Source organism: Plantactinospora sp. ZYX-F-223 (assembly GCF_039649625.1).
Lineage (GTDB): Bacteria > Actinomycetota > Actinomycetes > Mycobacteriales > Micromonosporaceae > Plantactinospora.
This window is the reverse complement of record NZ_JBDJAV010000020.1, coordinates 1-13,125: the sequence shown is the minus strand read 5'-3', so window position 1 is coordinate 13,125 and position 13,125 is coordinate 1. Positions and strand designations below refer to the sequence as shown.

The window sequence follows — 13,125 nt, the reverse complement described above, 5'->3', positions numbered from 1 at the left end:
CGACGGGGCGATGTGTTGTGTGGTCAGCGCCGGTAAGATCGTCGGGCCGTTTCGGCGGTCAACCAGGTGGGTGGACGACGGCCCGTCCGGCTGCCAGTCCGGCGAGCGCGACTAGAACCTGCCGGGCGTCGTGGTCGGACATCAGCGTGGTGACCACGAGCCGGGTGCCGGGTGGCATGCCGGGATAGCGGGGGTCGGCTTCGATCCAGACCAGCTTCTCCGGGCCCTGGTGTCTCGGATACACGGCGCGGACCGCCTCCCACGGCAGCCACTGTGGACGGGACAGGAAGCCGACGTTGCGCACCCAGAGGCCGGCATGGTCCGCCGCCAGCAGCGGTCCACGCCCGATGAACCGGTGGTGTCCGACCAGCACCGGAACTGCCAGCAGGAGACCCAGAGCGAGCAGCGGGATCGCGACGAGCGCCACGGTGACCCCGGGGGACGTGCCGAGGTCGCGGGTGCCGAGGTAGAGCACCGTACCGACGACGCAGCACAGCAGCAGATAGCCGGCGAAGGTGATGCCGCCGAACCAGAGCAGGAACTTTCGGCGGTCGGTCCGGACGACGAACGGCAGGTCCTCCGGGATGCGTTCGGGTCGGGCCGATGTCACGGCTACTCCTGTCGGGTTCCATCGACATTGACTGTAAGTAATACTCTTACCTAATGCTGAGGGGGCCGATGACGGATAGCGGCTTTGTCACTGACACTGATGCACTCCGATGGTACGGCGTTAGAGGCTCCGCCGTCGCCGACGATCTCGAGGATCTCAATCGGCGGATCTTCCTCGGAGATGCCGTACTCGAAGATCGGGTGTGGGGCGGCAGGATGATGTATCTGGTCGCGCTTGGTTGGCACTTGGAGAGACTCGGTCAGGTCTACGAGGCGGCCCGGCGGGCCACAGCGGCCCGGAACAACAAGATCGTTCAGCAGTTGCGGATCACCGACACCAACCTGCACGAGGTCGCACGATCTTATGATCGGGCTGACCGGAGTGCCCATGGGCGATTCATCTGATGGCTCTGGTCATTCCCGCCGAGGTCCGTGAACTGTCGTCGATCGCGCGAGCGGTGGGATGTGATGATCCGCTCCGGTATCTCGAAGAGTTGTCCTGGGTCGATATCGATCGCCTCAAGGCGGTGGGCGAGAGTGTGTGGGGAGCCGGTGGAGAAAAGGCCGCTGCCCAGGTGGCGCTCGAGGAGCACGCGGAGCGGTTGACGGAGATGCTGCTGTCATCCGTGCAGGATCGCTGGACGGGCGCGGCGTACGAGCAGTTCGTCGGCTATATGGAGACGATCGAGCGGGCGATCGACGACGAGGCCGCCGCGCTACAGGTCGTCGGGTCGGCGTTGGTCGACGTTGCTGAGAGCTTCGAAGTCCGCTGGTACGAGATTGTCGGATACATCCTGGGCGTCATCGGATTGATCCTGGGAATCGCTGGTGCCGTGATCGCTGTCTACACCGGCATCACCGGAGTCGGAGCGGTGGTCGGCCTGATCGTCGGGATCGTCGGCGTCATAATCGGCGCGGTCGGTCTGATCATCGCGGGTTTCGCGTCGATACTGCCGCGACTGGAGGCGATGACCGAGGCGATGCAGAACATCGGTCCCCGTATCCATGCCGCGACCGCCGTTGACGAACTCGGCGGCGACGACATTCCGGGGGCCTTCCCGGGCGACCATACCGCCTGGGAACCCAGGAACGAAGATCCGTATAGCTGAGCGAGGGACGGATGTTTCGAGGCGAGCATGGCCATCGACTCAACGAGATGCTCGAACGGTTCCACAACGTGCGTGACCGGCTCGGCGAGATCCAGGCCGAGGTGGCGGCGGCGGACGCTACGGCGGAGACTGCCGACGGCCTGGTGAGAGTCACCGTGGCCGGCGGAAAGATCTCGGAGTTGTGGCTCGACCCGGCTGTCTACCGAAGGCATGAGCCGCGAACGTTGGCACGCCTCATCGTGGAAACCATCGACCGTGCGCAGGGAGCGTTCAACGACTTGGTGAACGCGCGCTACCGCGAGGTGCTGGGTCCGGGTTTCGACATCCGGGACATCGCCACGACGCCAGGCAGTGAGGAGGCCGAGGAACGCATCCGGCAGACCTCTCGCCATCTGTTCGGCAGCGGCTGACCGAGCCCGACCGGTTCGGTTGTCAGCCGAGGCGTACGGCGCCCGGGCCGGGGGTCGCGGTGAAGGTGGCCGGGGCGCGGAAGCCGCGTCCGGCGTACGCCTCGGTCACCGCCGACGCCACAGTCTCGGCGGCTGCCGCGTCTACCAGGGCGAGTACGCAGCCGCCGAACCCGCCCCCGGTCATCCGGGCCCCGTACGCCCCGGCGGTCAGCGCCGCCTCGACCGCGGTGTCCACCTCCGGGACGGTGATCTCGAAGTCGTCCCGCATCGAGGAGTGCGAGGCGGTCAGCAGCGGCCCGATCTCGGCCAGCCGGCCGGCGCGGAGCAGTTCGACGGTCTCCAGTACCCGCTGGTTCTCGGTGACGACGTGCCGCACCCGGCGGCGTACCGTCTCGTCGTCGAGCCGGGCCAGCGCGGCGTCGAGCCGGTCGACGGTCACGTCCCGCAACGCCGGGACCCCGAGCGCGGCGGCGGCGGACTCGCAGGCGGCGCGGCGGGCGGCGTACTCGCCGCCGACGTGCCGGTGTGGCGCGTTGCTGTCGATCACCAGGATGGCGAGCCCGGCGGCGTCGAGGTCGAACGGCACCTGCTCGACGGCGAGCGTCCGGCAGTCCAGGAAGAGCGCGTGCCCGGGCTGGCAGCGCAGCGACGCGGACTGGTCCATGATCCCGCAGGGCATCCCGGCGTAGTCGTTCTCGGCCCGCTGGGCCAGCGCCGGCCGGTCGGCCAGTGGCAGGTCCAGTTCGCCGAGGTCGGCCAGGGCGGTGAGCACGGCGGACTCCAGCGCCGCCGAGGAGGAGAGTCCGGCACCGAGCGGTACGTCGGAGGCGATGGCCAGCCGGGCCACCGGTACGTCGTGCCCGGCCTCGCGCAGCGCCCAGACCACTCCGGCGACGTACGCCCCCCAGCCGGCCACCCGGCCCGGTTCGGCGGCGTCGGCCCGGCCGAACGAGAGCCGTTCACCGGCCTGCTCGGACCAGACCGTCCAGCGCCGTCCCTTCTCGGGTGCGGCGGCGACGACGGTGCGCTGCGGCAGCGCGAACGGCAGCACGAAGCCGTCGTTGTAGTCGGTGTGCTCGCCGATCAGGTTGACCCGGCCGGGTGCCGCCCACACTCCAGCGGGGCGTTCGGCGTACTCGCTGAGGAAGCCGGTGGTGGCGCGCTCGGTGACCGGCCCGGCCGGCCGGTCCGGGTGGTTGGTGGTGGCCGGGCGGTGCGTGGTCTCGGGAGTGCCGGTCACGACGCTGCCCCGCCGAGGATCTGCTCCTGGTAGAACGTCCAGGCGTCGGCGACGATCTCCGGCAGGGCCGGCTTGGCCGGGGTCCAGCCGAGGTCGGTCCGGGCGTGTTCGGCGGAGGCGACCAGCGCGGCCGGGTCGCCGGCGCGGCGCGGCGCCGTCTCGACCGGCACCGGGTGCCCGGTCACCTCGCGGACCGCCTCCACCACCTGGCGGTTGGAGAAGCCGCAGCCGTTGCCGAGGTTGAAAACCTGGTGCGCGCCGGGCTTGGCGGCCTCCAGCGCGAGCAGGTGGGCCCGGGCCAGGTCCTCGATGTGGATGTAGTCCCGGACGCAGGTGCCGTCCTCGGTCGGGTAGTCGTCGCCGAAGAGTTGCAGCTTGTCCCGGCGGCCGGCGGCGACCTGGAGGGCGATCGGGATCAGGTGCGTCTCCGGTTCGTGCCGCTCGCCGAGCGCCACCCCGGGGCGCAGGTACGCCCCGGCGACGTTGAAGTAGCGCAGCGAGACCGCCGCCAGTCCGTGTGCGGTGGCCATCGAGGTGAGCGCCATGTCGACGGCGAGCTTGGTGGCGCCGTACGTGCTGGTCGGCAGCGGAGTGCTGGTCTCCTTGATCGGCGTCTCGGTCGGGTTGCCGTAGACGGCGGCGGTGGAGGAGAAGACGATCCGGGGCACCCCGGCCAGCCGGGCGGCGTCCAGCAGTGCCAGCGAGCCGACCGTGTTCACCTGCCAGTAGAGCTCCGGCTTGACCATCGACTCCCCGGCGGCGATCAGCGCGGCGAAGTGCAGGACGCCGTCGAAGCCGGAGTCGGGGGTCAGCACTCCGGCGACGTCGGCGACGTCGGCCTGGACGAAGGTGGCCTCCGGGGCCAGCGCCTCGGCGTGTCCGGTACGCAGGTCGTCCAGGACCACCACCTCGTGCCCGGCGTCGAGCAGCAGCCGGGTGACGACGCTGCCGACGTAACCCGCACCTCCGGTGACGAGCAGTTTCACGCCTGTGCCTTTCTGCTTCGGTACGACGGATGCCGCGCTGGCTCCGGTGCCGATTCCGTATCGGCTTCGTGTTCGGCGCCGGGCCCCCAGCATTTCACCATGTTCTGTCAATTCTGCACAGAGTCGAACATCGGCCGGTGGGGTGCACGGGTGGCGGAGGTGCCCACATCGGGTACCTCCGGTGTCTACCATCCTTGGCATGCGGGACGGCGGCAGTACCGGGCCCCGGCGACGATCGTCGGGGCGTACTCGACGGCAACCGGGTCCACTCGCGCGGGCCCTGGCCCGGATCATCGTACGGGCGGCGGACGGCTCGACCCGGCTGGTCACCGCGCTGCTCGGGGCCAGCCCGACGGCCGGTCGGGAGCAGATCAGCGAGGCCGAACTCCGGGACCTGGTCGCCGCGAACACCCGGCTCGACCCGGTCGAACGGCGGATCATCGACGAGGTACTCGTGGCCGGCGCCAGCCTGGTCCGGGAGGTGATGATGCCCCGGACCGAGGTGGTCTTCCTGGCCGCCGGACTGCCTCTCAAGGAGGCGGCCCAACTCGTCCGGGTCGAGACCCACACCCGGTACCCGGTGGTCGACGGCACCTCCGACGACGTGGTCGGCTTCGTGCACCTGCGCGACGTACTGCTCCGGCCGGACGACGACACCTGCACCACGATCGGGGACCTGACCCGGGAGGTGAAGAAGATCCCGGGCAGCAAGCGGGTGCTGGCGGCGCTGACCGAGATGCGCCGCGAGCGGCACCACCTCGCGGTCGTGATCGACGAGTACGGCGGCACGGCCGGGATCGTCACCCTGGAGGACCTGATCGAGGAGCTGGTCGGCGAGATCCACGACGAGTACGACAGCGCGCCCGACCCGGTGTCGACCGGCGCCCCGACCGAGGTGGACGGCCGGCTCAACCTCGCCGACTTCGCCGAACGGGTCGGCATCGCCCTGCCACCCGGCCCGTACGAGACGGTCGGCGGCTTCGTGATGGCCGCCCTGGGCCGGTTGCCGGTCTGCGGTGACGAGGTGCCGGTGCCCGGCGCGGAGGAGCCCGGCGTGGCCGGCAACGGCGGTGGTCCGGGCCGCCCGGCGGGTGGGTTCCGCAACGGTGCCGACCCGGACGGCGGCTCCGGCGCGGGCGGCTGGCTGCTCCGGGTGCTGGCGGTGGAGGGCCGCCGGGTGGCCCGGGTCGGTGTCTCGGTGGCCCGGCTGCCGGAGCAACAGCGCGCCAGCGTGCCGGCCGCACGCACCGACGGGGAGCCCGGCGAGGAATCCGAGTCCTCGCCCGGTTCGGCCGGCCTCGGGTGACTCGTTCGGCCGGCCCCGGGTGACTCGTTCGGTCGGGCCCCGGGTGACTCGCCAGTCTCGGATCGCCGGGATCGGCGGCGCTCAGACGATCTGGAATTCGATCGGATGATCTCGAATCCGGTCAGATGATCTGGAGTTTGCGCCAGGTGGCGCCGTCGGCCGAGTAGGCCGCCCAGCCGGAACCGAACAGGTCGTAGGCGACGTAGCCGGCGACGGTCCGCTCCAGCCGGGCGAGCGGAGGCAGGCTCCCGCCGGCCCGCTGGAACGTCACCCCGTCGTCAGCGCTCAGGTAGAGCTGCCGGTCGGTGCCGGTCACCAGCAGCCGGCCGTCCAGCAGCGGCACCAGCGCACCGGAGAGCCCCGCCGGCAGCCCCGACGAGCCGGACCGGCTCCGGGTGAAGGTCCGGCCACCGTCGGCGGAGTGGTGCAGGGCCAGCAGCCGCCGGTCGGTGCCGAGCACCGCCGCGTACGCCTGGCTGCCCAGGCTGGCCACCTCGACGGTACCGGCCGGGACGCCGGTGCCCGGCAGTTCCACCGTCCGCCAGCGTGCTCCCCGGTCCCGGGTGATCGCCACCGCGGGGTGGCCGTTCCGGAAGCCGCCCACCCACCAGGCGCCGTCGGCACCGGCCGCCGGTGCCACCCAGCAGACGTCGAGATCGGGTGAGGTCGCCGGGGCGCCCGCCCGAGCCAGCTCCGGTCGCCACACCTCCACGTCCAGGCCGCACCGCCCGCCGCCCGGCCCGGCCCGGAGCAGGTCGCCCCGGACCGCCGGCACCTGGCCGGTCCCGTCCCCGGTCCCGACCTCCCGCCAGCTCCGTCCCTCGTCCGTGGAGGCGTACGCCCCGCCGGGGTGGCTGACCAGCAGCCGTCCGCCTGGGAAGGCGGCCAGGTCCAGGCTGCGCTGCCCGGCGCTGCCGGCCGGCAGTTCACTGTGTTCCCAGCTCGCGCCGCCGTCCGAGGTCCGGGCCAGGTTGGCCGGGCAGGGCTCGGCGGCCCCGCAGCGGGCCAGCAGGTAGCCGTGGTCCGGGTCGACGAACTCGACGTCGCTGATCGTCCCCGGCACGTGTGCCACGGCGGCCGTGGTGAGCCCGTTGATGGTGATGCCGGCACCGGTGTAGACCGGACCGCCGGGCGGTGCGCCCGCCACCGGCGGCGGCACCGGGTCGGTGCCGTCGCCCGTCCACGGCTGGAGCGCCACGGTCGCCACCACCGCCAGGCTGAGCAGGGCGGCGCCCCCGGCCGCGCCGGCCGCGTGCCGCCGACGGCGCCGGGTCGCCGCGCGGTCCCGGATCCGGGCCAGTGGCGGCTGGTCGATGCTGTCCAGCAGCGCCGCCCGGCCGCGTGCCAGCCGTACGTCGAGGTCCGGGCCGGAGAAATCTCGGTCAGGCATCTCTCACCCCGGTCGCACCGCCGGCCGTACCCGGGCCGGTGGTTCCGTCCTGGCGGCCATCGGATCCGGCCGGCCGGCCGGACTGTCCGCACTGTCGGCCGGAGGGTCCGTCCGGCCCTCCGGTCCCGGCGTCGAGGCGGGCCCGCCGGTGCCCTGGTAGTCGCCGAGTTGGACGGCGAGCGCCGAACGCCCCCGGGACAGCCGGGACTTCACCGTGCCGGTCGGTACCCCGAGCACGGTGGCGATCTCCTCGACCGGCAGGTCGGCGAAGTAGTGCAGCACGATCACCTCCCGATAGCTGACCGGCAGGCCGGCCAGGGCCTCCCGCAGGTCGGTCCGCTCGGGTCCGGGAGCGGCCTCGACCAGTCGGGTCACCGGACGGTCCCGCAGCAGGATGGTGTCCAGCAGTTGGCGTCGCCGCCAGCGGCGGCGTACGACGTTGACCGCGACCGTACGCAGCCACGCCTCGGGGTTGTCGACGTCGGTCAACCCCTGCGGCCGGGCGATCGCCCGGGCGAACGCCTCCTGCACCACGTCCTGCGCCTCGGTCAGGTCCGTGGTGAACGCGTAGACCTGCGCGACCAGTCGCCGGTAGCAGGCGTGGTACAGCTCGCCCATCGCCTCGTCCACCGCGCCCCGCTCGCCGCCGGAGGAGCGTCCGCCCCGCTGCCGTACCAAGCGCTGTCCCTCCCGGCCGGGCGGTACGCCGCACCCGGGTACGGCGGAGCCGCCGACCGACTCCGGTTTCAGGGTACGAGTCCGCACCGTTGCGCCCGGTTCCCCGGATTCCCGCTCGACCGCGCCGCACCGCCGCGGTGCGACCGGGGCGGAATGGCACGGGGGCGTCGGGACACGCTCCCACGGTTGCTGTCAGAATTGCCGGCATGTCCGACGCTCCTGCCCGGCCCCGGGTGCTCTCCGGGATCCAGCCGACCGCCGACTCGTTCCATGTGGGCAACTACCTGGGTGCGGTACGCAACTGGGTGGCGATGCAGGAGACGCACGACACCTTCTACAGCGTGGTGGACCTGCACGCGATCACCGCCGGGCACGACCCGGTCGCGCTGCGGCACTCCACCCGGGTCGCGGCGGCGCAGCTCTTCGCCGTCGGGCTGGACCCGGAGCGGACCACCCTCTTCGTCCAGTCCCAGGTGCCGGAGCACGCCCAGCTCGCCTGGGTGCTGAGCTGCATCACCGGGTTCGGCGAGGCGAGCCGGATGACCCAGTTCAAGGACAAGTCGGTGAAGCAGGGTGCCGACCGGTCCAGCGTCGGGCTCTTCACCTATCCGATCCTGCAGGCCGCCGACATCCTGCTCTACCAGGCCGACGCGGTGCCGGTCGGCGAGGACCAGCGGCAGCACCTGGAGCTGACCCGCGACCTGGCGCAGCGGTTCAACACCCGGTTCGGCCGGACCTTCACCGTGCCGGCGCCGCACATCGTCCGGGACACCGCGAAGATCACGGACCTTCAGGACCCGACGGCCAAGATGTCGAAGTCGTCCTCGTCGCCGGCCGGGATCATCATGCTGCTGGACGACCCGGCGAAATCGGCCAAGAAGATCCGGTCGGCGGTGACCGACACCGGCCGGGACATCCTCTTCGATCCGGAGCGGAAGCCGGGGGTCTCCAACCTGCTGGTCATCTATTCCGCGCTGACCGGCCGGAGCATCGACGAGCTGGTCGAGGCGTACGCGGGCAAGGGCTACGGGGACCTGAAGAAGGACCTGGCCGAGGTGGTGGCGGAGTTCGTCCGGCCGATCCAGCAGCGCACCCAGAGTTACCTCGATGATCCGGCGCAGCTCGACAAGCTGCTGGCGATCGGCGCGGAGAAGGCCCGCGCGGTCGCCTCGGTCACGCTGCGCGAGGCGTACGACCGGGTGGGGTTCCTGCCCGGCACCCGGAACGGCTGAGCCCGCCGGACGCCCCGGCGGGGCTCAGACCGCCGGGTACCGGGACGTGGTCGCCGGGCGGCGCGCTGCCGCCCGGTGCGGTGAGTGGAGCGGAGTGTGGTTGTCACGGACGGATCGCAGGATCCGGGAACTCCGATGACCCGGGTCGGGATCGCCGTGGACGTCCCGGAGCCGTGGTGTGAGTTCCTCACCCGACGGCGGGCGGAGGCCGGTGACCCGCAGGCCGCGTACGTGCCGGCGCATCTGACGCTGCTCGGGCCGACCGACGTACCCCTGGCGAGCCTGCCGGCGGTGGAGCGGCACCTGGCCGAGGTGGCCGCCGCGCACCGCCCGTACCTGCTGCACCTGCGCGGTACCGGCACCTTCCGGCCGATCACCGAGGTGGTCTTCGTGGTGGTGGCCGCCGGGATCAGCGAGTGCGAGCTGCTCGCCGCGGCGATCGGCCGGGCGCCCGAGCTGCGCCGGGAGAGCCGTTTTCCGTACCATCCGCACGTCACGGTCGCCCAGGACGTCGCACCGGAGGCGCTGGACCAGGTGTACGAGGACCTGGCCGACTTCTCCGCCCTGTTCAAGGTCGAGAAGTTCACCCTCTTCTCGCACAGCGGCGACGCCCGCTGGCAGCCCCGCCGGGACTTCCCGCTCGGCGGCTGAGTCCCGCCGAGAGCCGGGAAGCCGTTCACGACGCGGCGGTGCCGGCGTGGCGGGTCGAGCGGGCCCCGCGTCGGGTGGTGATGGGCAAGGATGGCGGCGTGAACGCGTTCGAGCGGGCGGTGCTGCGCGTCGACGCGCGGCTGACGGCGTACCGCCGGCAGTCCCCGTGGTTCGACCACCTTGCCCGGGCGGTGGGCCGCTACACCGACGTGCTCGGCGCCCGGTTGGCGGCGGCGATCGCCTACTACGGCTTCTTCGCGGTCTTCGCCCTCGGCCTGGTGGCGTACGCGGTGCTGGGCGCGCTGCTCGGGGACAGCGCGGAGAGCGGCGAGGTGATAGTCGGGTTCCTCACCCGGAACCTGCCGTTCGTCGACCCCGAGCAGATCCGGCAGAGCAGCAGCCGCCCCGGGGTCATCGGGTTGATCCTGCTGGCGGTCACCGGCATCGGCTGGGTCGAGTCGATCCGCTCCTCGCAGCGGTTGATCCACGGTCTGGCCCAGCATCCGGGCTACCTCGTGCTGCGCCAGCTCGTCGACCTGGCCGTACTGCTGGTGATCTTCGTGTTGCTCGGGCTCTCGATCGGTGCCGTGGACGCGCTGGAGTCGCTGCTGAGCTGGCTGCTGGGCGCACGTTCGATCGGGCTCACGATCTGTAGCTGGTTCCTGGCGTTTCTGATCAACATGCTGCTGGCCTCGGCGCTGCTGCTCGCCGTACCGAGGCTGCGGATGAGTTTCCGGCGGTGGCTGCCGGCGGTGCTGCTGGTGGCGGTGGGCGTGACGCTGCTGAACTCGGTCGGCCGGTACTACGTGGTGCGCTGGGAGCGGAATCCGGCGTACACGGTGGTGGCCGGCGCGGTCGGCCTGCTGATCTATCTCTATCTGCTCAACCAGTTGCTGCTGTTCGGCGCGGCGCTCGCGGCGACCAGCCACCAGGGGAGGGTCCGCGACCTGGCCGGGGCGCCGGAGGTGCCCGATCCGGCCCGGCCGCACCCACCGTCGACCGAGTGAGTCGGCGACCGGCTGTGGATGGCGGCCAGAGCTGTGGGTGACGGGCGGCTGTGGGCGGCAACCGGGCGTGATCGGTCCCGGAGAAAGAGACCAGAACTACGATTCGGGCAAAAGCCACTAATGGTGTGTGGATCGCCGCGATGATGAGTCGCGTGGGCGCACTAGTGACGTTGGAACTGCCGGACGACTCCCCGATCCTCGCCCTGCCCTGGATCATCACGTTCGGCCCGCTCGACGACGACGAGGAGTGGGAGCCGGTGGTCTGCGGCCCGTACGAGCGGCCCCACGCCCTGGCGCTGGCCGAGTCGGTGGTGGCCGACGAGGAGCTGATGGCGGTGGTCGAGCCGCTGCTGCCCCGGGTCTCCGCCGAGGAGATCCGGGCCGAGATCGCCGCCGCGCAGATCGCGGTCGAGGCCGAGGACGAGGCGGCGGACCTAGACGACACCAGCATCTACGGCGACTACGAGGACCTCGGCGAGGAGGAGGTGATCGGCGAGAGCACCCGAGCGCCGGCGCAGCCCCGGCAACCCCCGGACCCCACCGAGGTACGCGCCGGCATCGCCCGGATCGCCGCGATGCTCACCCGTCCCTCCCCCTGACGGGCGGCTCCGGGCACACCCACCCCACCGGATCGGGGAATCTCGACGGGGTTCCCACCCCACTGAGACTCCCCCACACCATTCCGGGCAGAGTCCGGGGTGGTGTGACGCACCGGTGCCCCGGGAGTGCGCTCCCGGAGCACCGGTACCACCATCCCCTCCACCACAAAGGGGCCGCCGCCCCAGCCGCCCGTCGGCGCGGAGCGCGGCGGACGACCAGGTCGATAGGGAGTTACCCGGTTACCGGCCGGATGAACCACCCGGCCGCGTCGGTCGGCAGCCGAGCCGGGTCGTCGGTCGCGCCCGGCGGCTGGCTGCGCAGGATCGGCGTCCCGTACCCGTCGACACCCACCGGCTCGTCGCCGAAGTTGACCACGCAGACCAGCTCCGTCGAACCGGCCCCCGCCGGCCGGCTGAAGGCGAGCGCTCCCGGCTCGCTGCCCAGCCAGGTCACCTGGCCCGGTTCGGTCGCACCGCCGACCGGCGCGTGTTCGCGTCGCAGCCGCAGCGCCGTCCGGTAGAGCTCCAGGGTCGAGTCCGGGGCGCCGGTCTGGGCGGCGACCGAGAGGGCCCGCCAGGTGGGCGGGGCCGGCAGCCAGGCCGGGGCGCCACCGGCCGGGCCGAAGCCGTACGGCGGGACGTCGCCGCCCCACGGCAGCGGTACCCGGCAGCCGTCCCGGCTCTCGCCGGTGCGCCGGAACGCGGGATCCTGACGCAGCTCGTCCGGCAGGTCGAGCACCTCCGGCAGGCCGAGTTCCTCCCCCTGGTAGAGGTAGACGCTGCCGGGCAGCGCGAGCATCAGCAGGGCGGCCGCGCGGGCCCGACGCAGCCCGAGCGCGCCGTCGCCGTACCGGGTGACGTGCCGCTGCTTGTCGTGGTTGGACAGTACCCAGGTGGTCGGCGCGCCGACGATCGCCGACTCGGCCAGCGCGGTGTCGACCACCTTGCGGAACGAGTCGGCCGACCAGGTGGCGTCGAGGAAGTCGAAGTTGAACGCCTGGTGCAGTTCGTCCGGCCCGACGTACCGGGCCAGCCGCTGCGGGGTCTCGGCCCACGCCTCGGCGACCGCCATCCGGCCGCCCGGGTAGCTGTCCAGGATGGGCCGCCAGGCCCGGTAGATGTCGTGCACCTCGTCCTGGTCGAAGTAGGGCAGCCGGGCCCGGCCGAGCAACTCGACCTGGCGCTGACCGGCCGGGACGCCGTCGCCGACGTCCGGCAGCCCGTCCGCCTTGATCATCCCGTGTGCCACGTCGATCCGGAACCCGTCCACCCCGCGGTCGAGCCAGAACCGCAGCACGTCTTCGAACTCGGCGCGTACCTCGGGGTGCCGCCAGTTCAGGTCGGGCTGGGCCGGGTCGAAGAGGTGCAGGTACCACTGGCCGTCCGGCACCCGGGTCCAGGCCGGGCCGCCGAAGATCGACTCCCAGTCGTTCGGCGGGAGTGCGCCGTCCGGTCCCCGGCCGTCCCGGAACAGGTAGCGGTCCCGTTCGGCCGAGCCGGGTGGGCTGGCCAGGGCGGCGACGAACCACGGGTGCACGTCCGAGGTGTGGTTCGGCACGATGTCGACGATGATCCGCAGCCCCAGCGCGTGCGCGTCGGTGATCATGTGGTCGAAGTCGTCGAGCGTGCCGAAGATCGGGTCGACGTCCCGGTAGTCGGCCACGTCGTAGCCGCCGTCCACCATCGGCGAGCGGTAGAACGGGGTCAGCCAGAGCGCGTCCACGCCGAGGTCGCGCAGGTACGGCAGTCGGCTGCGTACTCCGGCCAGGTCACCGATGCCGTCACCGTCGTCGTCGGCGAAGCTGCGGACGTACACCTGGTAGACCACCGCGGACTTCCACCAGTCCTCGGGCCGGCTCGGTGCGGGGATGTGCCTCATGCCGGCACTCCGCTTCGCTGCGTGCCGTC

Annotated in this window: 14 protein-coding genes; 8 read left to right on the top strand and 6 right to left on the bottom strand. The window is 72.0% G+C overall.

Going from position 1 to position 13,125, the window contains the following annotated elements; genetic code table 11:
* Positions 1-58: 58 nt before the first annotated feature.
* Positions 59-610: a hypothetical protein gene (locus AAH979_RS20715; RefSeq protein ID WP_346259773.1), complete on the bottom strand. Its 552-nt coding sequence runs from the start codon at positions 608-610 to the stop codon at positions 59-61.
* A gap of 53 nt (positions 611-663) precedes the next feature.
* Here AAH979_RS20715 and AAH979_RS20710 point away from each other — a divergent pair, with 53 nt between their 5' ends.
* Genes AAH979_RS20710 through AAH979_RS20700 form a run of 3 tightly spaced genes read left to right on the top strand, consistent with a single transcriptional unit; the run spans position 664 to position 2,128 of the window.
* Positions 664-1,014, top strand: coding sequence for a hypothetical protein (locus AAH979_RS20710; protein WP_346259772.1), 351 nt, complete (start codon positions 664-666; stop codon positions 1,012-1,014).
* Positions 1,014-1,718 (top strand): WXG100 family type VII secretion target, encoded by a 705-nt coding sequence (locus AAH979_RS20705; protein WP_346259771.1) that lies wholly within the window; start codon positions 1,014-1,016, stop codon positions 1,716-1,718. Before AAH979_RS20710 ends, AAH979_RS20705 begins: the two co-directional genes overlap by 1 nt.
* A gap of 47 nt (positions 1,719-1,765) precedes the next feature.
* Positions 1,766-2,128, top strand: a complete 363-nt coding sequence (locus AAH979_RS20700) for a YbaB/EbfC family nucleoid-associated protein (protein ID WP_346259770.1) — start codon at positions 1,766-1,768, stop codon at positions 2,126-2,128.
* Between the two features lie 22 nt (positions 2,129-2,150).
* Here AAH979_RS20700 and galK read toward each other — a convergent pair whose 3' ends face one another.
* Complete coding sequence (galK, locus tag AAH979_RS20695) at positions 2,151-3,368, bottom strand: galactokinase (protein ID WP_346259769.1); 1,218 nt, start codon at positions 3,366-3,368, stop codon at positions 2,151-2,153.
* Positions 3,365-4,354 (bottom strand): UDP-glucose 4-epimerase GalE, encoded by a 990-nt coding sequence (gene galE, locus AAH979_RS20690; RefSeq protein WP_346259768.1) that lies wholly within the window; start codon positions 4,352-4,354, stop codon positions 3,365-3,367. Before galE ends, galK begins: the two co-directional genes overlap by 4 nt.
* A 199-nt stretch (positions 4,355-4,553) precedes the next feature.
* On the opposite strand from galE, the gene AAH979_RS20685 reads away from it, so the two are divergent.
* Positions 4,554-5,660, top strand: coding sequence for a hemolysin family protein (locus AAH979_RS20685; protein ID WP_346259767.1), 1,107 nt, complete (start codon positions 4,554-4,556; stop codon positions 5,658-5,660).
* 121 nt (positions 5,661-5,781) lie between these two features.
* On the opposite strand, the gene AAH979_RS20680 is transcribed toward AAH979_RS20685, so the two are convergent.
* Both AAH979_RS20680 and AAH979_RS20675 read right to left on the bottom strand, forming a co-directional pair.
* The gene (locus AAH979_RS20680) at positions 5,782-7,050 is read right to left on the bottom strand and encodes a hypothetical protein (protein ID WP_346259766.1); all 1,269 of its coding nucleotides are present in this window, start codon (positions 7,048-7,050) and stop codon (positions 5,782-5,784) included.
* Between the two features lie 3 nt (positions 7,051-7,053).
* Positions 7,054-7,815 carry an RNA polymerase sigma factor gene (locus AAH979_RS20675; protein ID WP_346259765.1) on the bottom strand — a complete coding sequence of 254 codons (762 nt, stop codon included), beginning with the start codon at positions 7,813-7,815 and terminating at the stop codon, positions 7,054-7,056.
* A 119-nt stretch (positions 7,816-7,934) separates the two neighbouring features.
* On the opposite strand from AAH979_RS20675, the gene trpS reads away from it, so the two are divergent.
* The 4 genes from trpS to AAH979_RS20655 all read left to right on the top strand — a co-directional run bounded on the left by trpS (position 7,935) and on the right by AAH979_RS20655 (position 11,217).
* Complete coding sequence (gene trpS / locus AAH979_RS20670) at positions 7,935-8,960, top strand: tryptophan--tRNA ligase (RefSeq protein WP_346259764.1); 1,026 nt, start codon at positions 7,935-7,937, stop codon at positions 8,958-8,960.
* A 135-nt stretch (positions 8,961-9,095) separates the two neighbouring features.
* The gene (locus AAH979_RS20665; protein ID WP_346259763.1) at positions 9,096-9,611 is read left to right on the top strand and encodes a 2'-5' RNA ligase family protein; all 516 of its coding nucleotides are present in this window, start codon (positions 9,096-9,098) and stop codon (positions 9,609-9,611) included.
* 98 nt (positions 9,612-9,709) lie between these two features.
* The gene (locus tag AAH979_RS20660) at positions 9,710-10,618 is read left to right on the top strand and encodes a YhjD/YihY/BrkB family envelope integrity protein (protein ID WP_346259762.1); all 909 of its coding nucleotides are present in this window, start codon (positions 9,710-9,712) and stop codon (positions 10,616-10,618) included.
* A 152-nt stretch (positions 10,619-10,770) separates the two neighbouring features.
* A complete protein-coding gene (locus tag AAH979_RS20655) occupies positions 10,771-11,217 on the top strand; it encodes a hypothetical protein (protein ID WP_346259761.1) in 447 nt (148 codons plus the stop codon).
* Between the two features lie 232 nt (positions 11,218-11,449).
* On the opposite strand, the gene AAH979_RS20650 is transcribed toward AAH979_RS20655, so the two are convergent.
* Positions 11,450-13,096, bottom strand: coding sequence for a glycoside hydrolase family 13 protein (locus tag AAH979_RS20650; protein ID WP_346259760.1), 1,647 nt, complete (start codon positions 13,094-13,096; stop codon positions 11,450-11,452).
* Between the last annotated feature and the right edge of the window lie 29 nt (positions 13,097-13,125).

What these genes read in the sequence shown, in the direction of transcription:
- AAH979_RS20680 (WP_346259766.1), bottom strand. Translation starts at nt 7,050, where the DNA reads ATGCCTGACCGAGATTTCTCCGGCCCGGACCTCGACGTACGGCTGGCA.
- AAH979_RS20705 (WP_346259771.1), top strand. Translation starts at nt 1,014, where the DNA reads ATGGCTCTGGTCATTCCCGCCGAGGTCCGTGAACTGTCGTCGATCGCG.
- trpS (WP_346259764.1), top strand. Translation starts at nt 7,935, where the DNA reads ATGTCCGACGCTCCTGCCCGGCCCCGGGTGCTCTCCGGGATCCAGCCG.
- AAH979_RS20665 (WP_346259763.1), top strand. Translation starts at nt 9,096, where the DNA reads ATGACCCGGGTCGGGATCGCCGTGGACGTCCCGGAGCCGTGGTGTGAG.
- AAH979_RS20710 (WP_346259772.1), top strand. Translation starts at nt 664, where the DNA reads ATGCTGAGGGGGCCGATGACGGATAGCGGCTTTGTCACTGACACTGAT.
- AAH979_RS20685 (WP_346259767.1), top strand. Translation starts at nt 4,554, where the DNA reads ATGCGGGACGGCGGCAGTACCGGGCCCCGGCGACGATCGTCGGGGCGT.
- AAH979_RS20700 (WP_346259770.1), top strand. Translation starts at nt 1,766, where the DNA reads ATGCTCGAACGGTTCCACAACGTGCGTGACCGGCTCGGCGAGATCCAG.
- AAH979_RS20650 (WP_346259760.1), bottom strand. Translation starts at nt 13,096, where the DNA reads ATGAGGCACATCCCCGCACCGAGCCGGCCCGAGGACTGGTGGAAGTCC.